We start from the raw sequence: 26,732 nt of genomic DNA, 5'->3' as shown, positions 1-26,732 counted from the left end.
CCCGAGCCCGTGTTTAGCCAAGGCGGGCGCCGGAGGGGAGCCCTAAACCGGGCCGGCCGGCCCCCTCGCGCAGATGGGCGACGAACTCCCGCGCGAAAACCGGCAGCCCTTCGAGGGACCGCAGGCAGATGGTGAGGTCGCGCGCGGCCCAGGGGTCGAGGAGCGGGACGATTTCGAGGCCCATGGAGCGCGCGGCGCGCCGGGCCGTCGTCTCCGGGACGATTCCGAGGCCGACGCCGCATTCCACCAGCCGGCACACCGCATCGAAGCCGCGCAGCTGGACCCGCAGCCGCATGGGCGGCCGCCCGGTGCGCATGGCCTTGTCGGCGAGGAAGCGGGTGATGGCGCTCGCCCTGTCGAGGCCGACGAGGTCGTAATCCAGGACCTCGGCGAAGGGCACGCCCTCCCGTTCTCCCAGGGGATGGCCGGCGGGCAGCACCGCCACGAACCTGTCCTCACGGAACGGATGGGTCTCCAGGGTGCCGGTATCCACCGTGCCGGAAACGATGCCGAGATCGGCGCCTCCTTCCGCCACGAGGCCGACGATCTCGTCCGAGGTGCGCTCGACGATATCGACGCTGACGCCGGTATGGAGGGCGAGGTAGGCGCTCAGGGCCTCCGGCAGGAACTCGGTGAGCGCGTGGGTGTTCGACAGCACCTTGATCTGGCCGATGGCGCCGCCGGCATAGGCGGCGAGATCCCCCTGCATCCGGTCGACGCCCTCCAGCAGGGTGCGGGCATGGGCGAGGAGCGCACGCCCGGCGGGCGTCAGGACGACACCCTGGCGGCTCCGGCTGAGGAGGGCCGCCCCGAGGGAGACCTCCATCGCCCGGATCCGGCTCGACGCGGCGGCGAGCGCGAGATTGGCCCGGGCCGCCCCGTGCGTGATCGACCCCGCCTCCGCCACGTGGCGGAACAGGCCGAGATCGACGAGGTCGAACCGCATCATCGGGCCGCCATGGAGACGAAGACCGGCATCGGCAACACATCCTTAACCCTGTGGCGCGATGGTCCGGACATGGTGGTCCGTCGTCGCGTCCGTTCCGTTCTCATGCCGCTCGGCCTCTACGCCGTGTCCGCGCTCGTGGTCGGCTATTTCGTGCATCAGGCCGAGAGCGGCAATCGCGGCCTGGAGGCCAAGCGCGCGCTCAAGATCCAGGCCTTTGGCCTGAAGCAGGAGCTCACGGCGGCCAAGGCCGACCGGGCGGTCTGGGAGCACCGGGTGGCGCTCCTGCGCAGCGAGCAGATTGACCGGGATCTGCTGGAGGAACGCGCCCGCATCGTCCTCGGCCGCGTCCACGCGAACGACGTCGTCATCATCAATCCCTGATCGTGGCCTGATCGTGTTTGTCCCGTCGCGTTCTGCCTGACAACTCGGCCGATCTGTCGACGCGTCGGCCTCGCTTTCCGCAAAACCCTGTCCTAGAAACGGTTTCTGAAAAGCCGTTCACGGGAGGAAAGCCGATGGATGCCGCCAACGAAGCGGGTCAGGCGAAAGCCGATTCGGCCAAGGGTTCGGCTCAGTTGGGGACGGGGGGCGGTGACGCCCCGACGCATGCTCCCGCACCGAACACGCCCCAGTTCACCCGGGAGGAAGACCTCCACGCCTATCACGAGATGCTGCTGATCCGGCGTTTCGAGGAGAAGGCGGGCCAGCTCTACGGCATGGGCCTGATCGGCGGATTCTGCCACCTCTATATCGGCCAGGAAGCGGTCGTCATCGGCATGCAGATGGCCTCGGTCGAGGGCGACCAGACCATCACCGGATACCGCGACCACGGCCACATGCTCGCCTGCGGCATGGACCCGAAGGGCGTGATGGCCGAGCTGACCGGCCGGCGCGGCGGGTATTCCCGCGGCAAGGGCGGCTCGATGCACATGTTCTCCAAGGAGAAGCAGTTCTTCGGCGGCCACGGCATCGTCGGCGCGCAGGTCTCCCTCGGAACCGGCCTCGGATTCGCCGATGCCTACAAGAAGAACGGCAAGGTCAGCCTGACCTATATGGGTGACGGCGCGGCCAACCAGGGCCAGGTCTACGAGAGCTTCAACATGGCGCAGCTGTGGAAGCTGCCCGTGGTCTACGTGATCGAGAACAACCGCTACGCCATGGGCACGTCGGTGGCCCGCGCCTCGGCGCAGACCGACTTCTCCAAGCGCGGCGTCTCGTTCGGCATCCCCGGCGAGCAGGTGGACGGCATGGACGTCCGAACCGTTCGCGAAGCGGCGAGCCGTGCGGTGGAGCATGCCCGCTCCGGCCAGGGCCCCTATATCCTCGAGATGCAGACCTACCGCTATCGCGGCCACTCCATGTCCGATCCGGCGAAATACCGGACCAAGGACGAAGTCTCCAAGATGCGCGACGAGCACGACCCGATCGAGATGGTGCGCAAGCGCCTGATCGAGATGCACGGGGTGCCGGAAGCCGACCTCAAGGCCACCGACGCCAAGGTCCGCGAGACCGTCAACGACGCGGCCGAGTTCGCCACGCACGATCCCGAGCCGGATCCGTCCGAACTCTGGACCGACATCCTGCTGGAAGCCCGCGCTTAAGGCCGACCTCGCGACGCTCCCCCCACCGGGACATCTCCCGTGCCATGCCGGCACGGGGAGAGCCGCAGCGAGGGACCGAGACGCCGCTGCTTCCTCTCCAGAAGGCCGCCCGCCAACCTACGGATCAAAAACCTCATGGCGACCGACATCCTGATGCCCGCGCTGTCCCCCACGATGGAGAAGGGCAACCTCGCCAAATGGCTGAAGAAGGAGGGTGACGCGGTCAAATCCGGCGATGTCCTCGCCGAGATCGAGACCGACAAGGCCACGATGGAGGTCGAGGCCATCGACGAGGGCATCCTCGCCAAGATCCTCATCGAGGAAGGCACCGAGGGCGTGAAGGTCAACACGCCGATCGCCATCATCGCCGGTGAGGGCGAGGACGTGGCCGCGGCGGCGGCGGGAGGCGGTGCGAAGCCGGAGGCTTCGGCCCCGGCGCAATCGGCCCCCACCCCGACGATGCAGGCTGAGGGCCAGGCCTCGGCGCCGGCCGCCACGGCGAAGTCCGGCGACGACAAGGCGAACGCTCCGGCGGCTCCGGCCGTCATCACCAACAAAGCGCCCGCGCCGGTGATGGAGGAGTTCCCGGCCGGCACCGAGATGGTGACCATGACCGTGCGCGAGTCGCTGCGCGACGCCATGGCCGAGGAGATGCGCCGCGAGGATTCGGTCTTCGTGATGGGCGAGGAAGTGGCCGAATACCAGGGCGCCTACAAGGTCACCCAGGGCCTGCTGCAGGAATTCGGCGCCCGCCGCGTGGTCGATACGCCGATCACCGAGCATGGCTTTGCCGGCATCGCGGCCGGTGCCGCCTTCACCGGCCTGCGCCCCATCGTCGAGTTCATGACCTTCAACTTCGCCATGCAGGCGATCGACCACATCATCAACTCGGCGGCCAAGACCCTGTACATGTCCGGCGGCCAGCTCGGCTGTCCCATCGTGTTCCGCGGCCCCAACGGTGCCGCCGCCCGCGTCGGCGCCCAGCACAGCCACGATTACTCCGCCTGGTACTCCAACGTCCCCGGCCTCAAGGTGATCGCCCCCTACACCGCCTCGGACGCCAAGGGCCTGCTCAAGGCCGCGATCCGCGACCCGAACCCGGTGATCTTCCTCGAGAACGAGATCCTCTACGGCCAGAGCTTCCCGGTGCCGAAGCTCGACGATTTCGTGCTCCCCATCGGCAAGGCGCGCATCCACCGCACCGGCAAGGACGTGACCATCGTCTCCTTCTCCATCGGCATGACCTACGCGCTGAAGGCGGCGCAGGCGCTGGCCGAAGAGGGCATCGAGGCGGAGGTCATCGACCTGCGCACGCTCCGTCCGATGGATACCGACACGATCGTGGAATCGGTGAAGAAGACCGGCCGCTGCGTCACGGTGGAGGAGGGCTTCCCGCAATCGGGCATCGGCGCCGAGATCATCGCCCGCCTGATGGCCGATGCCTTCGACTTCCTCGATGCACCCGTCCTGCGGGTCACCGGCAAGGACGTGCCGATGCCCTACGCCGCCAATCTCGAGAAGCTCGCCCTGCCCAACGTCGCCGAGGTGATCCAGGCGGTGAAGGCGGTCTGCTACCGGTGACCCGGTGGCGCCCGCTTCCCTCTCCCTTGCGGGGCGGGATCGAGGGCGGGGGTGGCTCCCCCAGCCTCCGCGCGTCGAGGGTCGCCCGACCACCCCCACCTCCAACTCCTCCCCACAAGGGGGAGGAGAGCAGGGCAGCACCATGACCGACAAGTTCCAGGAACTCTCCGCTCCCCCCGACGCCCTGAACAACGGCGGCATCGAGGTCGTGCGCGCCAGCGTCGTGGACGGCGCGGTGAGCGTGGCCCTGCGCCGCTCCTTCGACGATCCCTATACCTGGGGCCGCCTTCTCATCGATCTCGCCCGCCAGGCCGCGCGGGTCTACGCGCTGGAGACGGAGATGTCGGAGGAGGAGGCGTTCGAGCGCATCCGCGCCGGCCTCGACTCCGAGAGCTTCGACCCGGACTTGCCGCCCGGCGGCACCCTGAACTGACCGCCCCGCCCACGCCCCTTCGCTGACGATCAGGATTCACACCGATGCCCATCAACGTCCTGATGCCCGCCCTGTCGCCGACGATGGAGAAGGGCAACCTCGCCAAATGGCTGAAGAAGGAGGGTGACGCGGTCAAATCCGGCGACGTCCTCGCCGAGATCGAGACCGACAAGGCGACGATGGAGGTCGAGGCCATCGACGAGGGCATCCTGGCCAAGATCATCGTCGCCGAGGGCACCGCCGACGTGCCGGTGAACGACCTCATCGCCATCATCGCCTCCGAGGGCGAGGACCCGAAGACCGTCGGGGCGGCGGGCGATGGCGGTGCCAAAGCGGAGGCTCCCAAGGCGGAGGCTCCCAAGGCCGATACTCCGAAGAGCGACACGCCGGCGCTGAACACCACCCCCGGCGACGGCCACAAATCCTATGCGCGCGTCGACGCGGCGCCGGACGGCGCCAAGCCCGATGGGGCCGCCGCGCCCCAGGCCGGGCAGGGCGGCCGCATCGTCGCCTCGCCCCTGGCGCGCCGCATCGCCAAGCTCGAAGGCATCGACCTCGCCGCCGTCTCGGGCTCCGGCCCGCATGGCCGGGTGATCGAGCGCGACGTGCGCGCGGCCATCGCCGGCGGCTCGGCCAAGGCCGGGGCTCCGAAGGCGGCGGCCCCCGCCGCGGCGCCCGCAGCCGCTCCGGCTCCCGCCGCGCCCGCGCCGAAGGCCGCCGCCCAGGGCCTCACCACCGATCAGGTGCGCGGCTTCTACCAGAAGGGCACCTTCGAGGAGGTTCCCCTCGACGGCATGCGCAAGACCATCGCCAAGCGCCTCACCGAGGCGATGCAGGTGGCACCGCACTTCTACCTCACCGTCGATTGCGAGCTCGACGCGCTGATGGCCCTGCGCGAACAGCTCAACAAGAGCGCCGGCACCACCAAGGACGGCAAGCCGCTGTTCAAGCTCTCGGTGAACGACTTCGTCATCAAGGCCATGGGCCTCGCCCTGATGCGGGTGCCTGCCGCCAACGCGGTCTGGGCCGAGGACCGGATCCTGCGCTTCGACAATGCCGAGGTCGGCGTGGCCGTGGCCATCGACGGCGGGCTGTTCACGCCCGTGATCCGCAAGGCCGACCAGAAGACGCTGTCCACCATCTCCAACGAGATGAAGGATTTCGCCGGCCGGGCGCGGGCCAAGAAGCTGAAGCCGGAGGAGTACCAGGGCGGCGTCACCTCGGTCTCGAATCTCGGCATGTTCGGCATCAAGCACTTCACGGCGGTGATCAACCCGCCGCAATCCTCGATCCTGGCGGTGGGTGCCGGCGAGAAGCGCGTGGTGGTGAAGGACGGCGCCCCGGCGGTGGTCCAGGTGATGACCGCCACCCTCTCCTGCGACCACCGCGTCCTCGACGGGGCGCTCGGCGCCGAACTGATCTCGGCCTTCAAGAGCCTGATCGAGAACCCGATGGGGATGCTGGTGTGATCGTTGTGGAAGGCTAAACCGGCCCTCCTCCCCCTTGTGGGGAGGGAGGCGCAGGAGCCTGATAGGTTTCACGGGAGGCAACGGCCGATGCCCTGGACAGAACCGCCCCGGCAATCCGCTTCGCCGCGCGCCGCGACCCATGCCAATGTTCTGCGCAGGTCCATGACGGAGGCGGAGCGGCGGTTGTGGCGGCATCTGACCCCATCTCCGATCCCTCCGTTCGGTGGTTGCGCGCGCGGGTCCCCTCTCCTGGAAGGAGAGGGACAGGGTGAGGTGTGTGACATCTCCGGAAAGTTCACGCCCCTCACCCCAACCCTCTCCCAAACGGGAGAGGGGGCCTGTTGAGGCCGCAACCACCGCAGCGATCAGGCTAAAACGGTATGCGGATAGACACGGTCCTCGCTGCCGTCACCACCTCATCCTCCATCCAGGACCCCGCCGAATGCGGGGCGTAGGAGCCACCCATGGTCGACACCTATGACATCCTCATCATCGGCGCCGGCCCCGGCGGCTACGTGGCCGCGATCCGGGCGGCGCAGCTCGGGTTCAAGACCGCGGTGGTGGACCGCGAGCATCTCGGCGGCATCTGCCTGAACTGGGGCTGCATCCCGACGAAGGCGCTGCTGCGCTCGGCCGAGATCTACCATTACATGCAGCACGCCTCCGATTACGGCCTGTCGGCCGAGAAGGTCGGGTTCGACACCGCCGCCATCGTCAAGCGCTCGCGCGGGGTCTCGTCCCGGCTCAATGGCGGCGTCGGCATGCTGTTGAAGAAGAACAAGGTCGACGTGATCTGGGGCGAGGCCACCATCGAGGCCGCGGCCAAGGGCAACGAGCCCGGCAAGGTCACCGTGAAGGAGACGAGCCGCGCCCCCGCGCCGAAGGGGGCGCTCGCCGCCGGCTCATATTCGGCCAGGCACATCATCGTCGCCACCGGCGCCCGCCCCCGCGCGATCCCCGGCATCGAGCCGGACAAAAAGCAGATCTGGACCTATTACGAGGCCATGGTGCCGGAGACGATGCCGAAAAGCCTGCTCGTCATGGGCTCGGGCGCCATCGGCATCGAGTTCGCCTCGTTCTACCGCACCATGGGCGCCGAGGTGACGGTGATCGAGCTGCTGCCGCAGATCCTCCCCGTGGAGGATGCCGAGATCGCCGGCCTCGCCCGCAAACGCTTCGAGAAGCAGGGGATCAAGATCCTCACCGGCGCCAAGGTGACGAAGGTGGAGAAGGCGGCCGACTCCGTCACCGCCACCATTGAGACCACGGACGGCAAGAGCCAGCAGCTGACGGCGGAGAAGCTGATCTCGGCGGTGGGCGTCGTCGGCAACATCGAAGGGCTGGGGCTCGAAAAGCTCGGCATCGGCATCGAGCGCGGCATCGTCGTCACCGACGGGCTGGGCAACACCAACGTGCCGGGCGTCTATGCCATCGGCGACGTCGCCGGACCGCCGATGCTCGCCCACAAGGCCGAGCACGAGGGCGTGCTCTGCGTCGAGACGATCAAGGGCCTGCACACCCATGCCATGGACAAGGCCAAGATCCCCGGCTGCACCTATTGCCAGCCGCAGATCGCCAGCGTCGGCCTCACCGAGGCCAAGGCCAAGGAACAGGGCTTCTCCGTGAAGGTCGGCCGGTTCCCCTTCGCCGGCAACGGCAAGGCCATCGCGCTCGGCGAGCCGGACGGGCTGGTGAAGACGGTGTTCGACGCCAAGACCGGCCAGTTGCTCGGCGCCCACATGGTGGGGGCGGAAGTCACCGAGCTGATCCAGGGCTACGTCGTGGCGATGAACCTGGAGACGACGGAGGAAGATCTGATGCACACGGTCTTCCCGCACCCGACCCTGAGCGAGATGATGCACGAGAGCGTGCTCGACGCCTACGGCAAGGTGATCCACAGCTGATACCGGAGGGCAGTGCCGGTCCCCACCGATGGCGGTCCTCAGGGCGGTCGGCGGATGCAAGTCCCCGCGCGGGCGGACGACGACGATGTCTCCTCGTCGTCGTCCGGCATGAGCCCAGGCTCCATCGCGCGGATATCCACAGCCTTCTCGCGACCCCGTTAAGGATCCATTAACTCTCGCGGCGTGTTCTGTCTTCGTTCTCAACGCGAGTCGGAGACGGGCCATGCCGAAGACGCTGACCAGGACCAGGACCAGGGACGAGGATGAGGCGGCGCCGGGCCTCCACTGCCCGGTGGAGGAGATCGCCCAGGCCTATCTGACGAGCACGGCGGGGGATGCGGAGATCGCTTTGCGCTGCGCCATCACCGACGCCCTGTCCGACCTGATGCAGGCTGAGCGCCGGGCTCGCGAGACCAGCCGCCTGATCTCGCGGGGCTATGTCCGCGCCGGTGCGAGAGCCTGAGGCGGGCTCTAAGCAGACCGCATCGCTTGAAGCGCCACCGTGCGGATGCATGTTCCCTCGCATCGCAACGAGGACGATCATGCGCCGACGACTCGCCACCCTCCTGTCCGGCCTCGCCCTCGCGGCTCTGGCGCATCCCGCCTCGGCCGAGATGCGCGTGACCATCGACAAGGATACGCAGCGCATGAGCGTGGCGGTGGACGGTGCGACCCGGCATGTCTGGCCGGTCTCCACGGGGCTCGCCCGCTACGACACGCCGAATGGCGGCTACCGGCCGTTCCGGATGGAGAGGACGTATTTTTCCCGGGAATGGGACAACGCACCGATGCCGCACGCGATCTTCTTCACCCAGGCCGGGCACGCCATTCACGCCACCAACCAGACCCGCCATCTCGGCCGCCCGGCCTCGCATGGCTGCGTCCGCCTCTCCCCGCGCAACGCCGCGACGCTGTTCGCCCTGGTGAAGCAGCAGGGGATGGGCGGGACACGCATCACCGTGGAGGGTGGCGTCGCGGCACCCGTGGCCGCCCTGCGCCGGCATGATCCGCAGCGGTTGGCGCGATCTGTGGGGCGTACGCGTCGCGATGGCTCCCAAAGCTCGCGAGACAGGGCGTGGGAGCAGGAAAACTACTACGGCAATCCGATCTCGCGCGTGTCTCGCGATCGCCTCGACGGACGAGAGGAGTATGGGACGATCGTCGTCTACGATGACGGGTACTAGCGCCGGGGCAACTCCGGTTCGACGCTCCACCGCTGCCCCTTATCCCGGCTCGGCATCACTGCGTTCGCGATGCCCCACTCACCCGCCAGATCACCTTCCCCACATCGTCAGACACCAGCAGCGCCCCGGTCCTGTCGAGGATCACGCCGACGGGCCGTCCCTGCGCCTTCTCGTCGGCGTCGAGGAAGCCGGTGAGGGCGTCCACCGGCTGGCCCGTGGGTTTGCCGTCCTTGAAGGGGACGTAGATCACCTTGTAGCCGCTCTTCGGGCGGCGGTTCCATGAGCCGTGCTGGGCGACGAAGAGGCCGCTCGTCCACGCCGCCGGCAGGGTCGAGCCGTTGGAGAAGGCGATGCCCAGCGACGCCGTGTGGGTGCCCACCGCGTAGTCCGGGGCGATGGCCTTCGCGACGAGGTCGGGCTTCTGCGGCTGGACCCGGTCGTCCACGTGCTTGCCCCAGTAGCTGTAGGGCCAGCCGTAGAAGCCGCCCTCCTTCACCGAGGTGACGTAATCGGGCACGAGGTCGCTGCCGATCTCGTCGCGCTCGTTGACCGCGGTCCAGAGGGCACCGCCGGCGGGCTCGAAGGCGAGGCCGTTGGGGTTGCGCAGACCGGTGGCGAATTCGCGCATCTGCTTCGTGGCGAGGGTGTATTCCCAGATCGCGGCGCGGCCGATCTCCTTGTCGAGGCCGTTCTCGCCGACATTGCTGTTCGAGCCCACGGTGACGTAGAGCCTCGTACCGTCCGGGCTCGCGATGACGTTCTTCGTCCAATGGTGATTGATGCCGGACGGCAGGTCGACCACCGTCTCGGGCTTGGCCGCGATCTCGGTCTGCCCCGGTGCATAGGGCACTTTCACCAGGGCGTCGGCATTGGCGACGTAGAGGTCGCCGCCCACCAGAGCCATGCCGAAGGGCGAGTGAAGGCCGGTGAGGAAGACGTGGCGCTCCTCGGCGATCCCGTCGCCGTTCGCGTCGCGCAGGAGGACGATCCGGTCCGGGCTCGGCACCCCGGCGCCGGCCATGCTCTTCACCTTGTCCGCCACCCAATCGGCGATGCCGGTGGAGGGGTCGTCGGTCTTGGGCTTGTTCGCCTCCGCCACCAGCACGTCGCCATTGGGCAGGAGGTACATCCAGCGCGGATGCTCGAATCCCTCCGCATAGGCCGCGACCTGGAGTCCCGCGGCGGCCTTCGGCTTCGCGCCGGTCTCCCAGCGGGCGACGCGGGCGATGTTCACGGTGGGCATCAGCGTCGGGTTCGGCGCGGGGAGGGTGGGGTTGGCCCCTTCCCCCGCGGAGGCTTCGAGGCCGGCCTTTTCCGGGTAGACGACGAAGCGGAGGAACGCCGCTCCGCCCAGAAGCACCACCGTCAGGGCCGCAAGGCCGAGCTTCGATCGATTCCGCATGGTCGTGACCCTGACTCCGCGCCCGAGCCGGACGCCCTTCGCTCGGGTCAATGGCCGAGGTGAGATTTGGCTCCGGCGACGGACGGATCAGCCTGGGGCGGATCCGCGTCTCGCCACAACCCGGTTCGTGGCGCCATCGGGCTGGGACGGCCTCGGACGCGCGGTCGGTTCGCCCCGCACGGGCGCCCCGGCAAATCCGGCGAAATCCTCGCGGAACTGGTCGATGATCTCGCCGGAGGTCTCGATGCAGCGGCCGATGTACTGCGTGAGCGCGGGGGGAGGGGGAAAACCTTCCGCCAGGAGGCGCGCATTGTCGAAGGTCACGTCGAGTTCGCAGAACCGGTAATAGGCCTGCAGCGCCCGGAACATCGCCACCTTGATGGCCTCGTCCATGCCGAAGACCTCGGTGAAGCGCCTGTGCAGGGTCGCCCGGTCGCGGGCGGAAAACTCGTCGTAATGGCGCGGGCCGTCGGCCGGGTCGACGCGGTCGAGGGTGCGGCCGAGGTCGCTCCAGCGGGTGCGGCTGCCGGTTCCGGCGGAGAGGTGATAGGTCCGGTGGGCGAGGTCGGATCTTGCCAGCATCTCCACCAGGGTGTCGGCCACCCAGTCGATGGGGACGATGTCCACGGTCCCGTCGCGGTCGCCGGCGACGAGCCGCAGCCGGTCGCAGGCGCGGATCACCCAGAGGATGCTCGATCCCGGCCGGGCGCCCAGCGTCGAATGGCCGAGGACGATGGAGGGGCGCGCCACGACCAGGGGCAGGTCGGCGAAACGGGCGGCCAGCGACGACTCGGCTGCGGCTTTCGAGGCGCTGTAGGGCACGAGATGCGTGGCGTCCGGGTCGGGGTAGCGGGTCTCGTCCACCATGGCGGGGGGCCTGCCGCCGCAGATCATCGCCGTGCTCACATGCAGGAACCGGTCGAGCCGCGCCATCCGCGCCGCGCGGCGGGCGAGGGCCAGGGTGCCGTCATGGTTGGTCCGGTGGACCTTCTCCTGCGCCCACCACGACGTATCGGCGGCCAGATGCAGGATCTGCGTCACCGAATCGAGTCGCGGATCGGCGATCTGGTCGGCCTTGGTGAAATCCCCCGCCACGATGTCCACGCGCTGCGCCAGGCGCTGGGCGTTCAGGGCGCTGGTGAAACGGCCGAGACGCGCCGCGATGCGCTGACGCCCGGCCTCCTCGTCCGAGGCCCGCACCAGGCAGACCCATTCCGCATCCGTCTTGGCCATCAGGGCATGGTGCAGGACGGCACCACCGATGAGCCCCGTCGCCCCTGTCAAAAGAATTCGACTCACGGCACTCGCTCCAAAGCCCGCACATCCCGAACGACGTTGCGGCAACCTGGAGATAGTTAAGAGATCGTTAACGACATACTGACAAGTCGATGGAAATCCATACGTAGAATCTTACGGGTATATGACGACATCATTGATGATATAGTTAATATTAATAATTAACTTCGAGCAGCCCGTTTCTATCCATCGGTGACCAGGGGCGGCACGGACATGTTTCATGCCCCTCGATCCGCGCCGAACCCGCCGGAGGATCGGCGTTCCGCAGTGCCATGGGCCATCCGGCACGGGAGCTCCCGTCCTGCCCCGTGCCGCAGCGACTTGCGTCGCGGGCGAGAGCATCACAGGTAGGATCCGTAGCGGGGCGACCGGCACGCCCCGATCCCTGCGAAGGAGCGACGGGTATGAATGGAGAAGTCTACGGCGCGCTTGGGCAGCCGGGCGTGGGATTGTTCATGGCGATCGTCATCGGCGCCCTGGCGGGCTGGCTCGCGGAACAGTTCACCTCGGCGAACATGGGCCTCTTCGCCAACATCGCGATGGGCATCCTCGGCGGCCTTCTCGGCAACTACCTGGCCGCCAAGCTCCACATCCCGGTCTACGGCTTCTGGCGCAACCTGCTCTCGGCCACGGCGGGGGCGGTGATCATCATCACCATCTACAGGGCGATCCGCGGGCGCGGCATGAGCTACTGACAGGTTCGGCGGATCGTTTCCCGATCGTTTGCGATGCGGGAGCCGAGTCATTACGTTTCGATCCGAGCGCCGGCCCGTTGCCGGCGCAGCTTGCCCGGTATGCCATGGCCGTCGTCCTCGACCTCCTGCGAAACGACCAGCGCCCCCGGCATCCGGAAAAGGCGCATCGCCCCGACAATCCGATCCAGCGCAAGCCCGACTGGATCCGGGTGAAGGCACCGGGTTCGCCGGGCTGGAACGCCACCCGCGCCATCGTGAAGGAGCACGGCCTCGTCACCGTCTGCGAGGAGGCGGGCTGCCCGAATATCGGCGAGTGCTGGGAGAAGAAGCACGCCACCTTCATGATCATGGGCGACACCTGCACGCGGGCCTGCGCCTTCTGCAACGTGCGCACCGGCATGCCCAACGCCCTCGACGGGGACGAGCCGGCCAAGATCGCCGATTCCGTGGCCAAGCTCGGCCTGCACCACGTGGTCATCACCTCGGTGGACCGGGACGACCTCGCCGATGGCGGGGCCATGCATTTCTTCCGCACCATCCGGGCCATCCGCGAGCGCAGCCCCGCCACGACGATCGAGGTGCTCACCCCCGATTTCCTGCGCAAGGACGGCGCGCTGGAACTGGTGGTGGAGGCGCGCCCCGACGTGTTCAACCACAACATGGAGACGGTGCCGGGCAACTACCTCACCGTGCGCCCCGGCGCGCGCTACTTCCATTCGGTGCGCCTGCTGCAGCGGGTGAAGGAGCTCGACCCCACCATCTTCACCAAGTCCGGCATCATGGTCGGCCTCGGCGAGGAGCGGAACGAGATCGTCCAGCTCATGGACGACCTGCGCTCGGCGGATGTGGACTTCCTCACCATCGGCCAGTACCTGCAGCCGACGAAGAAGCACCACGAGGTGAAGCGCTTCGTCCCGCCCGACGAGTTCAAGACCCTTGAAACCACCGCCTATTCCAAGGGTTTCCTCCTCGTCTCGGCGACGCCCCTGACCCGCTCCTCGCACCATGCGGGCGAGGATTTTTCCCGATTGAAGGCCGCCCGGCTCGCTCGCCTCGCGCCTGCCAACGCCTGAGGGCCGATGCCTTCCTTCCGGATCAACCGTGCGGTGCGCCACTCGCCGCAGCAGATGTACGACCTCGTGGCCGACGTGGAACGCTATCCCGAATTCCTGCCGCTCTGCGAATCCCTGCGCGTCCTGCGCCGCCAGCCCGGCCCGGACGGCACCGAGATCCTCGTGGCCGAGATGGGGGTGGGCTACAAGGCGATCCGCGAGCGCTTCACCACCCGCGTGACCCTCGACCCCAAGAACCGGAGGATCGTCGCCGAATACATCGACGGACCGTTCCGGCACCTCGAGAACCGCTGGGGTTTCAAGGACAGGTCTTCCGGCGGCTGCGACGTCGACTTCTTCATCACCTACGAGTTCAAGAGCCGCACCCTCGGCCTGCTGATGGGCACGATGTTCGACCGCGCCTTCCGCAAGTTCACCGACGCGTTCGAGGGCAGGGCGGACCGGGTCTACGGGGTGGCGTGAGGCGGCGCACGGGGTCGGGGGAGCTGGCGGTCGCGCTCGCATCATCCCCTGAGATGCGGCGTCACCCTCTTGTCCAGGAGGCGGACCAGATCCGGGTCCATGAACCCGTAATCGTCCGGAATATCGAGGCAGATCACCCGGGCGTGCTTCAACGCGGCCCCGTAGCGGTGCCGGAGCTTGGTGCGGTGGCGACGCTCCATCACGAAGACGATGTCGGCCCATTCCAGCCATTCGGCCGTCACCGGCTCGTCGGCATCGTGGTCGATCCCGGCCGAGGCGACCTCGCACTCGCTCCGGCCGGAGAAGACCTGTTCGGCGGTCGGGCTGCGCAGGCGGTTCCGGCCGCAGACGAACAGCAGGTTTCGCCTCATGCGCTCTCCGCCATCGGCATCTGCGTCTCGAACAGCCCCCGATACCGGCCGGCGGGACGGCGCATGAGGGCGGCATGGCTGCCGTCCTCGACGATGCGGCCCCGGTCGAAGACGAGTATGCGGTCCAGGGCGCGCACGGTGGAGAGGCGGTGCGCGATGACGATGGCGGTGCGGCCCCGCATCAGCCGCTCCATCGCCTCCTGGATCAGCGCCTCCGATTCCGAATCGAGGCTCGACGTGGCCTCGTCGAGGATCAGGATCGGCGCATCGGCCAGGAAGGCGCGGGCCAACGCCACCCGCTGGCGTTCGCCGCCGGACAGCTTCACCCCGCGCTCGCCCACCAGGGTGGCGTAGCCCTTCGGCAGCCGCGCGATGAAGTCGTGCGCGTTGGCGAGACGCGCCGCGCGCTCGATCTCCGCCATCGTCGCCTCGGGCCGCGCATAGGCAATGTTCTCGGCGAGCGACCGGTGGAACAGCACCGGCTCCTGCGGGACGATGGCGAGGGAGCGGCGCAGGGAGTCCTGGCGCACGCCGGCCACATCGGTGCCGTCGATGAGCACGCGCCCGCCCGTCACGTCGTAGAGCCGCTGGACGAGCTTGACGAAGGTGGTCTTGCCCGAACCCGAGCGGCCGACGAGACCGACCCGCTGGCCCGCCGGGATGCTCACGCAGAGATCCCGGTAGAGCGGCGTCTCGTGGCCGGCATAGTGGAAGGTCACGTCCTCGAAACGCAGCGCCCCGCCGGCGACGCAAAGCGCCGTGGCATCCGGGCGATCGGCCACGCCGACGGGTTCGGATTCGAGGGCCACGAGCTCCTCCATCTCGTTCACCGCCCGTTGCAGGTGATTGATGTGCCCGCCGATGTCGCGGAGATAGCCGTGCACCACGAAGTAGGTGGTGAGCACGTAGGCGACGTCGCCCGGCGTCGCGGCCTTCGTCCACCACAGCCACAGGGCGACCCCGACGATGGCACTGCGCAGGCCGAGCAGCAGCCCGAGCTGGCCGGTGCCGCTCCAGGTCACCCGCATCCAGGTCCGGCGCGTGCGCCTGGCCCATTTGTCGAGGATGCGGGACAGGCGGGCGTCCTCGCGGGCCTCCGCGCCGAAGGCCTTGACCACGGCGTTGTTGCCGATGGCATCGCTGAGGGTGCCGCCGAGCTTCGTATCCCAGCCATTGGAGAGCTGCGCCGCCGGTGCGATCACCCGTGTGGCGAGCACCACCGTGGTGCCGACATAGAGCAGCGTCCCGAGCCCGATCACCGCGCCCATGGCGGGCCAATGCAGGCCGAGCAGGACCATCGTACCGAGGAGCACCACGAGGGAGGGCAGCAGCGACAGGAGCAGCGTGTCGTTGAGTCCGTCGAGCGCCCACATCCCGCGCGAGATCTTGCGCACGGTCGAGCCCGAGAAGCTGTTGGCGTGCCAATCGGTGGACAGGCGCTGGACCCGGTGGAAGCCCGACCGCGCCACGTCCGCCATGGTGCCGAGGGTCAGGGGAACCACGAGAGCCCAGGCGACGTGGCGCAGGCCCAGGGTGACGAGGCCGAGCGCCACCATCGCGGCGAAGGCGGACAGCGCCGCATGGAGGGCGGCCGCCCGGTCGGCGTTCGACAGGGCATCCACGAGCCGGCCGGCATAGAGCGGCAGGAAGACGTCGGCGAGGGTGGCGGCGGTGATGGCGGCGACGAGGCCCGACACGAGGCCGAGCCGGGCGCGCCAATGGCGGAGGACGAAGGCCAGCACGTCGCGATAGGCTTGAGCGCGCCGGGGACGGACGGGAGTCATGGCTGCCTCATGCGACGCGGGATCGGCGTCGGATCCGGGGACCGGCACGCAGGGCCAGGGGCCGGCGACGGCGGTCTGAATTCTTCGGGAAGACGATCGAAACGACCGCGTGGCGCCCTCGGGCCCATCGCGGTCTCAGGCTGAGCGGCCTACGGGCGGCCAGCCGGGGAGACGATAAATGCAGTGATCATGCAGCCTCCCCACAGGTTCGAGAACAACCGGAGAGTGCAGGTAGCAGAGCAGGAGGTGATTCGCAAACGCTCCGTTCCGACGATCGAAGCAGACGATCGGGTCGGAGGACGCTCAGTCCGACCCGACCGGCTCCACGGCCCTGCCGAACAGCTCCAGGGCCTCTGCCACGGCGAGCCGGCGGATCTCGGTGCGGCCGGGATCGCCGTAGCGGCGCTCGATATGCCGGGTCGCGGCGCCCCGGCGGGCGAGGCCGAAATGCACCAGGCCCACGGGCTTCGCCGCGCTGCCGCCGCCCGGACCGGCGATGCCGGTGATCGAGACCGCCACATCCGCGTGCGAATGGGCAAGGGTCCCCTCCGCCATGGCGCGGGCCACGGATTTGCTCACCGCCCCATGGGTCGCGATGAGATCGGCGGGCACGCCGAGCATCTCGGATTTGGCGTCGTTGGAATAGGTGACGAAGCCGCGCTCCAGCACCGCCGAGGAGCCGGGCACGGACGTGAGCAGCCCGGCGACGAGGCCCCCGGTGCAGGATTCGGCGCAGGCGGCACGGAGGCCGGCGGCGGCATAGGCCGCCACCAGCGCCTCGGCGCGGGCGAGGAGCGCCGGGTCGTCGATCACGCCGCGTCGTCTTCCGGCAGGCGGATCGTCGCCGCCGCCTGGGCCGCGAGGCCTTCGGCCCGGCCGACGAAGCCGAGCTTCTCGGTGGTCGTCGCCTTGATCGAGACCGAGCTCAGCGGCACGCCGCAGATCTCGGCGATGCGGGCGCGGATGGCCTCGCGGTGGGCGCCGATGCGCGGGGCTTCGGCCAGGACGGTGATGTCGAGATGGTCGATCCGGCCGCCCCGGTCGCGGACGAGCTTCACCGCATGGGCCAGGAACCGGTCGGACGAGGCACCGCGCCATTGCTCGTCGCTGGGCGGGAAATGCGTGCCGATATCGCCATCCGCGATCGCCCCGAGGAGGGCGTCGGTGAGGGCGTGCAGCGCCACGTCCCCGTCGGAATGGGCCAGCACGCCGCGATCGGCGGGGATCTTCACGCCGCCGAGCCAGACATGGTCGCCCTCGGTGAAGGCGTGGACGTCGAAGCCGGTCCCGAGGCGGGTCACGTAGGTCGTCATGGAATCGGTCTCTGGTTCGGAGGGCAGGGCATCGCTGCCGGAAAAGCCGCGGTCGGCCTCGATCAGGTCCGAGGGCTGGGTGATCTTGCGGTTGCGCGGGTCGCCCTCGAACACCACCACGTCGAGACCGGCCCATTCGGCCAGGGCCCCGTCATCGGTGAAGCCGTGGAGGCCCGCCTCCGCCGCCGCGCGATGGGCGGCGAGGAGGGGCGCGAAGGCGAAGGCCTGGGGGGTCTGGACAGCGCGCAGGGATTCGCGGGCAGGGGTCTCGCGCACCCGGCCGATCCCCGCCCCGAGATCCTCGACGATCTTGATCGTATCGGTGACGGCGATGCCGGGCACCGCCGCGCCGTGGTCGCGACCGGCGACGAGGGCCCGGTCGATCAAGGCCGTGTCCACATGCGGGCGGGCCGCGTCGTGGACGAGGACGAGGCCCGGCGCGCCCGCGACCGCCGACGTCGCGTCCAAGGCTTCGAGAACCAAGGCTTCGAGGCCGGCGCGGACGGATTGCTGGCGCGTGGCGCCGCCCTCGACGGGAGCCGCGAGCTTGGCCCGCAGAACGGGGTCGAGTTCCTCGACGCAAGCATGGTAGAACGAGGCGGCATCCGCAGCGATCACGGGCTGAATGAGGGTCAGGTCGGGATGCGCCGCCAGCGCGGCGAGGGTCCGCGTCAGGACCGCGCGTCCGCCGACGCTGCGATATTGCTTGGGAACGTCGCCGCCGATGCGGATCCCGCGGCCGGCTGCGACGACCACCGCGGCGTTCCAGGCGGTGCCGGACATGGACGTATGCTCCCGCATCAGTTCGAGATCGCGTGAAGGGCTGGGGTGGTGTGTCGTTTAAGCGGGGCATAGCCTGAAATCAAATCGCGCAAGGCGCTTGCGTCGCCCCGGCGATTGTCTATTTGTTGGGCACAATGAAAGCTGATGATTATTTGAGCGTTCTGCGCTCGAACGATGACCGAGGGCAGCTGGGTGAGAGGGCAGGCGCCAGGGCTCCGGTGCCGGTCCTGCTCGCCCCCCTGTCGGGCGTCACCGATCTGCACATGCGTCGCATCGCGCGGCGCCTGGGTGCAAGCGCCGTCGTCTCGGAAATGGTGGCGGCGGCGGAATTCGCCCGGGGGGCGGAGGAGGCGCGCCTGCGCGCCGAGGGCGGCGGGGTCGATCCCCACGTGGTCCAGCTCGCCGGCTGCGTGCCCGAATCGATGGCGGAGGCCGCGCGGCTGGCCGAGGCGAACGGCGCGGATGTCATCGACATCAACATGGGCTGTCCGGCCAAGACCGTCACCGGCGGGGAGGCGGGCTCGGCCCTGATGCGGGACATCGAGGGGGCGACACGGATCCTCGCGGCGGTCCGGGCGGCGGTGGCGATCCCGGTCACCGTCAAGATGCGCCTCGGTTGGGACCATGCGACCCTGAATGCCCCCGATCTCGCCCGGCGCGCCGAGGGACTCGGTCTGGCGGCGGTCACCGTGCATGGCCGCACCCGCCAGCAATTCTACAAGGGCCAGGCCGATTGGGCCGCCATCCGCGCCGTGGTGGACGCGGTCTCGATCCCGGTGATCGCCAATGGCGACGTCGTCGATCTCGCCGGTGCGCGGGCCTGCCTCGCCGCATCGGGCGCCGCCGGTCTGATGATCGGCCGCGCGGCCCTGGGCCGTCCCTGGCTGGTGGGCGAGATCGCCGCCGGTCTCGCCGGCCTCGCACCGCGTTCCCTCGACGCCGGGGAGAAGGCCGCCCTCGCCCTGGAGCATTACCAGGGGCTCCTCGCGCTCTACGGCCCCGCCATGGGCGTGCGTCACGCGCGCAAGCACCTGGCGGCCTATGTCGACGGATCCGGCGCGCTCGCCCCCGATGACCGGACGCGGCTTCTCACCACCACCGATCCGGTCATCGCAGCCGACCTTCTCTCGAGGGCGATGCGGCACCCGCGCGAAGCATTCGTCACCGAGGAGGCAGCGTGAGCGTGGAGAAGGAATACGGCACGCGGTCCATCGCCCCGCCCACGAGCGAGGCGGTGATCAACGCCCTACCGCTGCCGGTCATCACCATCGGTGCGGACGACCGCATCCTCCATGTGAACCACGCGGCGGAGACGTTCTTCGATCATTCCGCCCGGTTGATGAAGCGCCGGCACCTGCGCGACATCATCCCGTTCTCGTCCCCGATCAGCGCCCTCGTGGCCGAGGTGCGCCGCCGCAAGGCGAGCGTCAGCGAATACGGCGTCGAACTGGTCCAGCCGCGCTCCGGCCTGGAGCGCAACGTCGACGTCTTCGCGACCCCCCTCGGCGACGAGGAGGATGCCGTGGTGATGATGCTCCAGGAGCGCACCATCGCCGACAAGATGAACCGCCAGCTCACCCATCGCGGCGCCGCGCGCTCGATGGTCGCGCTCGGCGCCATGCTCGCCCACGAGATCAAGAACCCGCTCGCGGGCATCCGCGGGGCGGCGCAGCTCCTCGAGCAATCGGGCAGCGAGGACGACCGGCTGCTCACCCGCCTGATCTGCGACGAATCCGATCGGATCGTCCGCATCGTCGAGCGGATGGAGCTGTTCGGCGACGAGCGCCCGGTGGAGCGCGGTCCGGTCAACGTCCACGGCGTCCTCGATCAGGTGAAGCGCTCGGCCCAGTCTGGTTTTGCCCGGCACATCCGCTTCGTCGAGACCTACGACCCGTCGCTGCCCCCGGTGCTGGGCAATCGCGACCAGCTGATCCAGGTCATCCTCAACCTCGTCAAGAACGCCGCCGAGGCTATCGGCGCCGATGCGGTGGACGGCGAGATCACCCTCTCCACCGCCTTCCGCACGGGGTTGAAGATGCAGGTGCCCGGCACGCGGGAACGGGTGAGCCTGCCCATCGAAGTGGCGGTGCGGGACAACGGTCCGGGGGTCTCGGCCGAGCTCCTGCCCGACCTGTTCGACCCCTTCGTCACCACCAAGGCGCAGGGGTCCGGCCTCGGACTTGCACTGGCGGCCAAGATCATCGGCGATCACGGCGGCATCGTCGAATGCGATCCGGTGCCGCGCCGCACCACCTTCCGTCTCCTCCTTCCCATGTCGAGCGCCCGCGACGGGCGCGAGTCGGCCGCGGAGCAATAGAGTCGCGTCATGCCCAACGGCCACATCATCGTCGCGGACGACGACGCCGCCATCCGCACCGTCCTCAACCAGGCCCTGTCGCGGGCCGGCTACGAGGTCCGCTCCACCGGCAACTGCGCCACCCTCTGGCGCTGGGTCGCGCAGGGGGAGGGCGACCTCGTCATCACCGACGTGATGATGCCGGACGAGAACGTGTTCGACCTGCTGCCGCGCATCAAGCGGGTGCGGCCGGAGCTGCCGATCATCGTGATGAGCGCGCAGAACACGTTCATGACCGCGATCCGCGCCTCAGAGCGCGGCGCCTACGAATACCTGCCCAAGCCCTTCGACCTGAAGGAGCTCATCGCCATCGTCGGCCGCGCCCTGTCGCGGCCGCGCGGGACGCCCGCCCCCGGTGCCGATCCCGGCAACGAGGACATCCCGCTGGTGGGCCGCTCGCCGGCCATGCAGGAGATCTACCGGGCGCTGGCCCGCCTGATGCCCACCGACCTCACGGTGATGATCACCGGCGAGTCGGGTACCGGCAAGGAGCTGGTGGCCCGCGCGCTGCACGATTACGGCCGGCGCCGCTCCGGGCCGTTTGTACCGGTGAACATGGCGGCGATCCCGCGCGACCTCATCGAATCCGAACTCTTCGGCCATGAGAAGGGCGCCTTCACCGGCGCGCTCTCGCGCTCGGCCGGCCGGTTCGAGCAGGCCGAGGGCGGAACGCTGTTCCTCGACGAGATCGGCGACATGCCGATGGAGGCGCAGACCCGCCTCCTGCGCGTGCTGCAGCAGGGCGAATACACCACCGTGGGCGGCCGGGTGCCGATCAAGACCAATGTCCGGATCATCGCGGCCACCAACAAGGACCTGCGCGTCTCGATCCAGCAGGGCATCTTTCGCGAAGACCTGTTCTTCCGGCTCAACGTCGTGCCGCTGCGCCTGCCCGCGCTCCGCGAGCGCTCGGAGGACGTGCCCGACCTGATCCGCCACTTCTTCATCCTGGTGGAGAAGGAGGGGCTGAGCCGCAAACAGCTCGACGGCGAGGCCATGGACCGCCTGAAGCGCTACCGCTGGCCCGGCAACGTGCGCGAACTGGAGAACCTCGTCCGGCGCCTGGCGGCCCTCTACCCGCAGGAGACGATCACCGGCCCGGTGATCGAGGCCGAGCTTGATACGCTGCCCCTGGCGCAGCCGCAGGGCAACGGCTCCGGCCCGCGCAAGGGCGGCGCGGCGGAGAACGAGACCCTGTCGGCGGCGGTGGAACGGCATCTCGCCGAATATTTCGGCGGCTATCGCGACACCCTGCCCCCGCCGGGCCTCTACCACCGAATCCTGCGCGAGATCGAAGGCCCGCTCATCGGCGCGGCCTTGGCCGCCACCCGCGGCAACCAGATCCGGGCGGCGGAACTGCTCGGGGTCAACCGCAACACCCTGCGCAAGAAGGTGCGGGACCTCGACCTTCAGGTCTTCCGCAACGCGCGGTGAGCCCGGAACGCTCAGGTAAGCCGGCCGACCTGTTCCACTTCAGCGAGGACCCGACGATCCGGGTCTTCGCGCCGCGCCCCGTCCGCGTCGGCGTGGATCGCGGGCCGGAGAGGGCCTGGCTGAACGGCCCCCTGGTCTGGGCGATCGATGAAGCCCACAGCCTGCTCTACTTCTCTCCGCGCGACTGCCCCCGCATCGTGATCTGGCCCACCGAACGGACCTCGCCGGAGGACCGGCGCAGGTGGTTCGGCGACGTCACCGGCCGCGCCGTGGCCTATGTGGAGGAGGCCTGGGCGGAGCGGATCGCGGCGGCCGCAATCGAGCGCTACCGGATGCCGCCCGAGACCTTCGAACCCACGGGCGAGCCCGGCACCTGGGTCTCGAAGAGCCCGGTCGTCCCCGCCGCCCACGACACGATCCGGGACCTGCCCGGTGCGATGGCGGCGCATGGCCTCGAACTCCGCCCCCTGCCGCGCCTCACGCCGCTCGCGCCGATCTGGGCCTCCACCCTGCACGCCAGCGGCATCCGCCTCAGGAACGCACAGGACTGGGTGACCCCGGAGGGCGGACCGCCGAGGCCGATCGCAGGTGGTTTCGCGGGGTGAAGACCTGTTCGGGAGGTGCCTGAATTACCAACGACAAACGCGGACAGGTTTCCCCGTCCGCGCTTCGAAGCCTTCACCGCTTCGGGAGGGTCAGGCCAAAGCGGGCTTGGCCGTCATGGCGCGCTCGTCGCCGAGGCCGAGCCAGGTCCGGCGCATGGGCTTGAGGACGAAGTAGGCGAGGATCGCGGTCAGCACGTCGAGGGTGATGATGATCGCGAAGACCGGGAGCCAGGAGCCCTGGACGAGATAGATCCAGGCGGCGATCGGTCCGCCGAAGAGCGAGCCGATGCCCTGCGCCATGTAGAGGAAGCCGTAATTGGTCGTGGCGTGCTTGGTGCCGAACGTGTCGGTGAGGATCGAGGGGAACAGCGAGAAGATCTCGCCCCAGGCGAAGAAGACGACGCCGGAGAGCAGGGCGAAGGCGTAAGGATTCTCGCGGAAGACGAGGAGCAGGGCGATGGCCGCCGCCTCGGCGGCGAACGCGATGCCCATCGTGTTCTCGCGGCCGATCTTGTCCGAGACCCAGCCGAAGAAGGGCCGGGTGAGGCCGTTGGTGATGCGGTCGAAGGTCAGGGCGAAGGGCAGGGCGACGAAGCCGAAGATGATCGCGTCGGCCACACCGAAGTCGCGGGCGAAGGAGGCGAAGTTGGCCACCACCATCAGGCCGCCGGTGGACATCATCGTCATCATCGCGAACATCAGCCAGAACAGCGGCGTCTTCAGCATCTCCCTCGGGGCCGTGTCGTGGACGCAGGTCGAGAGGTTGCGGGCCGGGGCCGGCAGGACCTCGTCGGCGCGGGGCGCCCTGAGGCCGAGGGCGGCCAATGCGCCGACGGCGCCGAGGATGATGCCGAACACCGTCAGCGTGTGGCGATAGCCCGAGGCGGTGAGCATGTCGCTGATCGGGAAGGTGCTCAGCATCGCGCCCATGCCGTAGCCGGCGGCAACCACGCCCACGGCGAAGCCCCGGCGATCGGGAAACCACTTCACCATCAGGCCGACGATGCCGACATAGACGATGCCGGTGCCCAGACCGCAGAACAGGCCATAGGTGGCATAGACGCCCCAGAGGGTGTCGACGCGGGCGGCGAGCACCCAGCCGAGGCCCGACAGGATGGCGCCCAGCGCGATCATCAGCTTGGGGCTGAACCGGTCGATCAGGTAGCCCTGGACCGGCGAGAAGAAGGTCTGCAGCACGATCAGGATCGTGAAGGTCCATTGCAGCTGCGGCAGGCTCGAGCCCGTCGTCGCGATCAGCGGCTTGGTGAACAGCGTCCAGACGTATTGCGGGCTCGAGATCGCCATCATGGCGACGAGGCCGAGGCCGAGCTGGATCCAGCGCTGCCGGGAAAGGTTCGTATCCATTATGCACTCCATGCTGCAGGCACGGAGACGCAAAGTGTATACCAGCCGGCGCCGGCCTGCCGTCAGCGCCGCGCGGAAACCAGCCAGCAGCCGGCATCCAGGGTCACGGCACCGGAAACGGCCCGCTCGGCGAAATCGTCGCTCACCCGCCTGACGGCCTCCGCACGGACCGAAGCGGGCTGATCGCGCAGGAGCCGGGACACCGGACCGAGCTCGGTGGCGAAATCCGCGGCGGCCTCCGCCGCATCCCGGGCAGTGCCGTCGCCGGATCGCGCGAGGGTGAGCGGCCGGTCGATCGCCTCGAGGGTGATGTCGAGGAAGCCGGCCCCGGAGAGCACCGCGCCGAGGGTCTCCGCCTCGGCGAAGCGGAACGGCCCCGGCGCGTCGACCGGGCCGGGTTCGGGCTCCGGCACGAGGGGCAGGACGAGGGTCCTCGGCACGGTGATCCAGGGATTGTCCTCGATCCGCCGCCAGCACAGGAAGGTCAAGCCTCCACCGGGGACCAGGGCCTTGCGGATATTGGCGAAGGCGGCGCCGGAATCCTCGAAGAACATCACCCCGAAGCGGGAGATCGCCTGTTCGAACGCGACATCGCCGAAATCGTGGGTCTGGGCGTCCGCCTCGACGAAGGCGATCGGCGCCAGGGCGGGGGCCTCGATCCCGGCCCGCTCGCGCGCGACGTCGAGCAGGGGGGCCGAAAGGTCGGCCGCCACCACACGGCCCCCGGGACCGAGCCGGCGCGCGGCGGCGATGGCGCAATCCCCGGCGCCGCAGCCGATATCCAGCGCCGAGCCGTCGACCCGGAGGCGCGCCGCCTCGAACAGGGCGGCGGTGAGGGGCGCGAAGACCGCGTCGATCCTGCGCTGGTTGCGGGCCCAGCGCGCCCCGACCTCGCCGTTCCAGTACTCGCGCTGGGTGATCCCGCCATCCGCCATCATGAACCTTCCGGCCTCTCGGCCTCTCCACACCGAACCGCGACGGGACCGCCTCTCACAATCCGGACGAACCGCCATCCGAGCGGGGATCGTGGACCGCCTCGATCCGCCCGTTGCCGGGGTGACGGACCAGCATGCCGGCATGGCCGAGGGAATCGATGTAGGCGCCGCCCAGTTCCTCGATCTCGTGGCCCATGGAGCGCAGCTCGGCGATGCAGGCCGGATCGAACCGGTCCTCCACCTTCACGCTCAAGGATTCGGCCCCCCATGTGCGCCCGTAGAGCAGGCGCGGCGCGTCCACCGCCTCGGCCGGGCTCATGCCATAATCGGCATACCGCGTGAAAATCTGAGCCTGGAATTGCGGCTGCCCGTCGCCGCCCATGCTGCCGTAGGACATCACCCGCCCGTCGTCGAAGGCGGCCAGTCCGGGGATCAGGGTGTGGAACGGCCGGCGCCCCGGCTCCAGGGGGTTCACCGCGCCCTTCTCGAGGGAGAACGAGGTGCCGCGGTTCTGCCAGTGGATGCCGGTCTTCGGCAGGACGATCCCCGAACCGTATTCCCAGTAGATCGACTGGATGTAGGAGACGGCCAGGCCGTCCTTGTCGATGGCGCCCATCCAGACGGTGTCGCCGTCGCCCGGTCCCCTGAGGGGCACGGAGGCGGCCCGGCGCATGTCGATCTGCGCGGCCTCGCGGTCGAGACTCTCCGGGGTGAGGAAGCTCGCCGGATCGACGCTCAGCCGGTCGTAATCGGTCACCGTGCGGTCGCGGATGGCGAAGGCGCGTTTCGTCGCCTCGATCAGCCCGTGATACTGGGCCGTGCTCTCCGGCCGCGATACCTTCAGCCGGTCGAAGATGCCGAGGATGATGAGTGCCGCGAGGCCCTGGGTCGGGGGCGGGAAGTTGTAGAGCACCGCGTCGCGCCGGCGCAGGGACAGGGCCGCGCGCTCGCGCGGGGCATAGGCTTCGAGGTCGGCCCGCGTCACCGGCGCGCCGAGACGGTCGAGGTCGGCGGCGATCTCGCGTCCGAGGTCGCCCCGGTAGAAATCGTCGAGCCCGGCATGGGCCAGCTGTTCGAGGGTGTCGGCGAGGGCCGGCAGGCGGCGCGTGGCGCCGGCGGCGAAGGGCTTGCCGTCATCGAGGAAGGTCTGCGCGAACCCCGGCTGGTCGTGGAGCGTGTCGATTTCCTTCGGCACGTAGCGCGCCTCGGAGGGCGAGACCGCACAGCCCTGGCGCGCGTGGCGGATCGCATCGGCCAGCAGGGTCTCGAGGGGGAGCCGGCCGCCGAGCGCCCTGGCGAGGTCGAGGGCGAGGTGCCAGCCGCCGATGGCGCCGGCCACGGTGAGCGCCGCATCCGACCCGCGGGAGGGAATCGTCTCATGGCCCTGGCTGCGATAGCGGCCCACCGTGGCGAGGGACCCGGCCGGGCCGCAGGCCTCGATGCCGCGCACCCGCCCGCCCGGCTCGCGCACGAGCCAGAACCCGTCGCCGCCGATCCCGTTCATGTGCGGATAGACCACGGCGATGGTGGCGGCCATGGCCGCCATGGCCTCGATGGCGTTGCCGCCCTGCGCCAGCACGGTCTGTCCGGCGGTGGCGGCCAGGTGATGAGGCGCGGCAACGGCGGCGGAGGAATAGACGGGCGTCTCGGGCATCGCGAACTCGGTGTGAGGGAAAGCGTGAGGATAATGTATTTTTCAGTCGGTCGACCGCGACCTGGCCCTGGCAAGAACCGGAC

At 69.2% G+C, this 26,732-nt stretch carries 25 protein-coding genes; 15 read left to right on the top strand and 10 right to left on the bottom strand.

Annotated features, from left to right (window positions below; all coding sequences use genetic code 11):
- Positions 1–13: 13 nt before the first annotated feature.
- A complete protein-coding gene (locus MKK51_RS10740) occupies positions 14–949 on the bottom strand; it encodes a LysR family transcriptional regulator (RefSeq protein WP_243976978.1) in 936 nt (311 codons plus the stop codon).
- Positions 950–1,018: 69 nt separating this feature from the next.
- Here MKK51_RS10740 and MKK51_RS10735 point away from each other — a divergent pair, with 69 nt between their 5' ends.
- The 8 genes from MKK51_RS10735 to MKK51_RS10700 all read left to right on the top strand — a co-directional run bounded on the left by MKK51_RS10735 (position 1,019) and on the right by MKK51_RS10700 (position 9,121).
- Entirely contained in the window at positions 1,019–1,330 is a 312-nt protein-coding gene (locus tag MKK51_RS10735; protein WP_243977014.1) for an FtsB family cell division protein, read from the top strand.
- A 134-nt stretch (positions 1,331–1,464) separates the two neighbouring features.
- Positions 1,465–2,550: a pyruvate dehydrogenase (acetyl-transferring) E1 component subunit alpha gene (gene pdhA / locus MKK51_RS10730; protein ID WP_243976977.1), complete on the top strand. Its 1,086-nt coding sequence runs from the start codon at positions 1,465–1,467 to the stop codon at positions 2,548–2,550.
- A gap of 135 nt (positions 2,551–2,685) precedes the next feature.
- Positions 2,686–4,131, top strand: coding sequence for a pyruvate dehydrogenase complex E1 component subunit beta (locus MKK51_RS10725; RefSeq protein WP_243976976.1), 1,446 nt, complete (start codon positions 2,686–2,688; stop codon positions 4,129–4,131).
- 142 nt (positions 4,132–4,273) lie between these two features.
- Entirely contained in the window at positions 4,274–4,564 is a 291-nt protein-coding gene (locus tag MKK51_RS10720) for a DUF5076 domain-containing protein (RefSeq protein ID WP_018043098.1), read from the top strand.
- A gap of 44 nt (positions 4,565–4,608) precedes the next feature.
- Positions 4,609–6,033 (top strand): pyruvate dehydrogenase complex dihydrolipoamide acetyltransferase, encoded by a 1,425-nt coding sequence (locus tag MKK51_RS10715; RefSeq protein ID WP_243976975.1) that lies wholly within the window; start codon positions 4,609–4,611, stop codon positions 6,031–6,033.
- A 464-nt stretch (positions 6,034–6,497) separates the two neighbouring features.
- A complete protein-coding gene (gene lpdA / locus MKK51_RS10710) occupies positions 6,498–7,937 on the top strand; it encodes a dihydrolipoyl dehydrogenase (RefSeq protein ID WP_243976974.1) in 1,440 nt (479 codons plus the stop codon).
- A 223-nt stretch (positions 7,938–8,160) separates the two neighbouring features.
- A complete protein-coding gene (locus MKK51_RS10705) occupies positions 8,161–8,400 on the top strand; it encodes a hypothetical protein (RefSeq protein ID WP_243976973.1) in 240 nt (79 codons plus the stop codon).
- 79 nt (positions 8,401–8,479) lie between these two features.
- The gene (locus MKK51_RS10700) at positions 8,480–9,121 is read left to right on the top strand and encodes a L,D-transpeptidase (protein ID WP_243976972.1); all 642 of its coding nucleotides are present in this window, start codon (positions 8,480–8,482) and stop codon (positions 9,119–9,121) included.
- A 55-nt stretch (positions 9,122–9,176) separates the two neighbouring features.
- Here MKK51_RS10700 and MKK51_RS10695 read toward each other — a convergent pair whose 3' ends face one another.
- Positions 9,177–10,523: a PQQ-dependent sugar dehydrogenase gene (locus tag MKK51_RS10695; protein WP_243976970.1), complete on the bottom strand. Its 1,347-nt coding sequence runs from the start codon at positions 10,521–10,523 to the stop codon at positions 9,177–9,179.
- An 87-nt stretch (positions 10,524–10,610) separates the two neighbouring features.
- On the bottom strand, positions 10,611–11,822 hold the full coding sequence (locus MKK51_RS10690; protein ID WP_243976968.1) for an SDR family oxidoreductase: 1,212 nt from the start codon (positions 11,820–11,822) through the stop codon (positions 10,611–10,613).
- A gap of 401 nt (positions 11,823–12,223) precedes the next feature.
- Between MKK51_RS10690 and MKK51_RS10685 the strand changes: the two genes are divergently transcribed.
- From MKK51_RS10685 to MKK51_RS10675, 3 genes are all read left to right on the top strand, one after another.
- A complete protein-coding gene (locus MKK51_RS10685; protein ID WP_018043105.1) occupies positions 12,224–12,514 on the top strand; it encodes a GlsB/YeaQ/YmgE family stress response membrane protein in 291 nt (96 codons plus the stop codon).
- Between the two features lie 104 nt (positions 12,515–12,618).
- Complete coding sequence (gene lipA / locus MKK51_RS10680) at positions 12,619–13,587, top strand: lipoyl synthase (protein WP_243977011.1); 969 nt, start codon at positions 12,619–12,621, stop codon at positions 13,585–13,587.
- Positions 13,588–13,593: 6 nt separating this feature from the next.
- A complete protein-coding gene (locus MKK51_RS10675) occupies positions 13,594–14,049 on the top strand; it encodes a type II toxin-antitoxin system RatA family toxin (protein ID WP_243976966.1) in 456 nt (151 codons plus the stop codon).
- A 41-nt stretch (positions 14,050–14,090) separates the two neighbouring features.
- On the opposite strand, the gene MKK51_RS10670 is transcribed toward MKK51_RS10675, so the two are convergent.
- The 4 genes from MKK51_RS10670 to MKK51_RS10655 all read right to left on the bottom strand — a co-directional run bounded on the left by MKK51_RS10670 (position 14,091) and on the right by MKK51_RS10655 (position 18,300).
- On the bottom strand, positions 14,091–14,420 hold the full coding sequence (locus tag MKK51_RS10670) for a low molecular weight protein tyrosine phosphatase family protein (RefSeq protein WP_243976964.1): 330 nt from the start codon (positions 14,418–14,420) through the stop codon (positions 14,091–14,093).
- Complete coding sequence (locus tag MKK51_RS10665; RefSeq protein ID WP_243976962.1) at positions 14,417–16,204, bottom strand: ABC transporter ATP-binding protein; 1,788 nt, start codon at positions 16,202–16,204, stop codon at positions 14,417–14,419. Before MKK51_RS10665 ends, MKK51_RS10670 begins: the two co-directional genes overlap by 4 nt.
- Positions 16,205–16,507: 303 nt before the next feature.
- Positions 16,508–17,017, bottom strand: coding sequence for a CinA family protein (locus MKK51_RS10660; RefSeq protein WP_243976961.1), 510 nt, complete (start codon positions 17,015–17,017; stop codon positions 16,508–16,510).
- Entirely contained in the window at positions 17,014–18,300 is a 1,287-nt protein-coding gene (locus tag MKK51_RS10655; RefSeq protein WP_243976960.1) for a bifunctional 2-C-methyl-D-erythritol 4-phosphate cytidylyltransferase/2-C-methyl-D-erythritol 2,4-cyclodiphosphate synthase, read from the bottom strand. The genes MKK51_RS10660 and MKK51_RS10655 overlap by 4 nt, the downstream gene beginning before the upstream one ends.
- A 134-nt stretch (positions 18,301–18,434) precedes the next feature.
- Between MKK51_RS10655 and dusB the strand changes: the two genes are divergently transcribed.
- From dusB to MKK51_RS10635, 4 genes are read left to right on the top strand one after another with little or no spacing between them, the layout of a single operon-like run.
- Complete coding sequence (gene dusB / locus MKK51_RS10650; RefSeq protein ID WP_243976959.1) at positions 18,435–19,481, top strand: tRNA dihydrouridine synthase DusB; 1,047 nt, start codon at positions 18,435–18,437, stop codon at positions 19,479–19,481.
- Entirely contained in the window at positions 19,478–20,617 is a 1,140-nt protein-coding gene (locus MKK51_RS10645) for a two-component system sensor histidine kinase NtrB (protein ID WP_243976958.1), read from the top strand. The genes dusB and MKK51_RS10645 overlap by 4 nt, the downstream gene beginning before the upstream one ends.
- A gap of 9 nt (positions 20,618–20,626) precedes the next feature.
- On the top strand, positions 20,627–22,090 hold the full coding sequence (ntrC, locus tag MKK51_RS10640) for a nitrogen regulation protein NR(I) (protein WP_243976957.1): 1,464 nt from the start codon (positions 20,627–20,629) through the stop codon (positions 22,088–22,090).
- Positions 22,087–22,695: a DUF6886 family protein gene (locus MKK51_RS10635; protein WP_243976956.1), complete on the top strand. Its 609-nt coding sequence runs from the start codon at positions 22,087–22,089 to the stop codon at positions 22,693–22,695. The genes ntrC and MKK51_RS10635 overlap by 4 nt, the downstream gene beginning before the upstream one ends.
- A gap of 90 nt (positions 22,696–22,785) precedes the next feature.
- Here MKK51_RS10635 and oxlT read toward each other — a convergent pair whose 3' ends face one another.
- From oxlT to MKK51_RS10620, 3 genes are all read right to left on the bottom strand, one after another.
- Positions 22,786–24,060, bottom strand: coding sequence for an oxalate/formate MFS antiporter (gene oxlT, locus MKK51_RS10630; protein ID WP_243976955.1), 1,275 nt, complete (start codon positions 24,058–24,060; stop codon positions 22,786–22,788).
- Between the two features lie 62 nt (positions 24,061–24,122).
- The gene (locus MKK51_RS10625) at positions 24,123–24,998 is read right to left on the bottom strand and encodes a class I SAM-dependent methyltransferase (RefSeq protein WP_243976954.1); all 876 of its coding nucleotides are present in this window, start codon (positions 24,996–24,998) and stop codon (positions 24,123–24,125) included.
- 52 nt (positions 24,999–25,050) lie between these two features.
- A complete protein-coding gene (locus tag MKK51_RS10620) occupies positions 25,051–26,649 on the bottom strand; it encodes a gamma-glutamyltransferase family protein (protein ID WP_243976953.1) in 1,599 nt (532 codons plus the stop codon).
- Between the last annotated feature and the right edge of the window lie 83 nt (positions 26,650–26,732).

Origin of the sequence: Methylobacterium sp. E-045, from assembly GCF_022829685.1 — a bacterium.
Classification (GTDB): domain Bacteria; phylum Pseudomonadota; class Alphaproteobacteria; order Rhizobiales; family Beijerinckiaceae; genus Methylobacterium.
This window is presented reverse-complemented; position numbering and strand designations above follow the sequence as displayed.

Excerpts from the sequence above, each read along its gene's own strand:
- MKK51_RS10740 (WP_243976978.1), bottom strand. The coding sequence starts at position 949 with ATGATGCGGTTCGACCTCGTCGATCTCGGCCTGTTCCGCCACGTGGCG.
- MKK51_RS10735 (WP_243977014.1), top strand. The coding sequence starts at position 1,019 with ATGGTGGTCCGTCGTCGCGTCCGTTCCGTTCTCATGCCGCTCGGCCTC.
- pdhA (WP_243976977.1), top strand. The coding sequence starts at position 1,465 with ATGGATGCCGCCAACGAAGCGGGTCAGGCGAAAGCCGATTCGGCCAAG.
- MKK51_RS10725 (WP_243976976.1), top strand. The coding sequence starts at position 2,686 with ATGGCGACCGACATCCTGATGCCCGCGCTGTCCCCCACGATGGAGAAG.
- MKK51_RS10720 (WP_018043098.1), top strand. The coding sequence starts at position 4,274 with ATGACCGACAAGTTCCAGGAACTCTCCGCTCCCCCCGACGCCCTGAAC.
- MKK51_RS10715 (WP_243976975.1), top strand. The coding sequence starts at position 4,609 with ATGCCCATCAACGTCCTGATGCCCGCCCTGTCGCCGACGATGGAGAAG.
- lpdA (WP_243976974.1), top strand. The coding sequence starts at position 6,498 with ATGGTCGACACCTATGACATCCTCATCATCGGCGCCGGCCCCGGCGGC.
- MKK51_RS10705 (WP_243976973.1), top strand. The coding sequence starts at position 8,161 with ATGCCGAAGACGCTGACCAGGACCAGGACCAGGGACGAGGATGAGGCG.
- MKK51_RS10700 (WP_243976972.1), top strand. The coding sequence starts at position 8,480 with ATGCGCCGACGACTCGCCACCCTCCTGTCCGGCCTCGCCCTCGCGGCT.
- MKK51_RS10695 (WP_243976970.1), bottom strand. The coding sequence starts at position 10,523 with ATGCGGAATCGATCGAAGCTCGGCCTTGCGGCCCTGACGGTGGTGCTT.
- MKK51_RS10685 (WP_018043105.1), top strand. The coding sequence starts at position 12,224 with ATGAATGGAGAAGTCTACGGCGCGCTTGGGCAGCCGGGCGTGGGATTG.
- lipA (WP_243977011.1), top strand. The coding sequence starts at position 12,619 with ATGGCCGTCGTCCTCGACCTCCTGCGAAACGACCAGCGCCCCCGGCAT.
- MKK51_RS10675 (WP_243976966.1), top strand. The coding sequence starts at position 13,594 with ATGCCTTCCTTCCGGATCAACCGTGCGGTGCGCCACTCGCCGCAGCAG.
- MKK51_RS10670 (WP_243976964.1), bottom strand. The coding sequence starts at position 14,420 with ATGAGGCGAAACCTGCTGTTCGTCTGCGGCCGGAACCGCCTGCGCAGC.
- MKK51_RS10665 (WP_243976962.1), bottom strand. The coding sequence starts at position 16,204 with ATGACTCCCGTCCGTCCCCGGCGCGCTCAAGCCTATCGCGACGTGCTG.
- MKK51_RS10655 (WP_243976960.1), bottom strand. The coding sequence starts at position 18,300 with ATGTCCGGCACCGCCTGGAACGCCGCGGTGGTCGTCGCAGCCGGCCGC.
- dusB (WP_243976959.1), top strand. The coding sequence starts at position 18,435 with ATGAAAGCTGATGATTATTTGAGCGTTCTGCGCTCGAACGATGACCGA.
- ntrC (WP_243976957.1), top strand. The coding sequence starts at position 20,627 with ATGCCCAACGGCCACATCATCGTCGCGGACGACGACGCCGCCATCCGC.
- oxlT (WP_243976955.1), bottom strand. The coding sequence starts at position 24,060 with ATGGATACGAACCTTTCCCGGCAGCGCTGGATCCAGCTCGGCCTCGGC.
- MKK51_RS10625 (WP_243976954.1), bottom strand. The coding sequence starts at position 24,998 with ATGATGGCGGATGGCGGGATCACCCAGCGCGAGTACTGGAACGGCGAG.
- MKK51_RS10620 (WP_243976953.1), bottom strand. The coding sequence starts at position 26,649 with ATGCCCGAGACGCCCGTCTATTCCTCCGCCGCCGTTGCCGCGCCTCAT.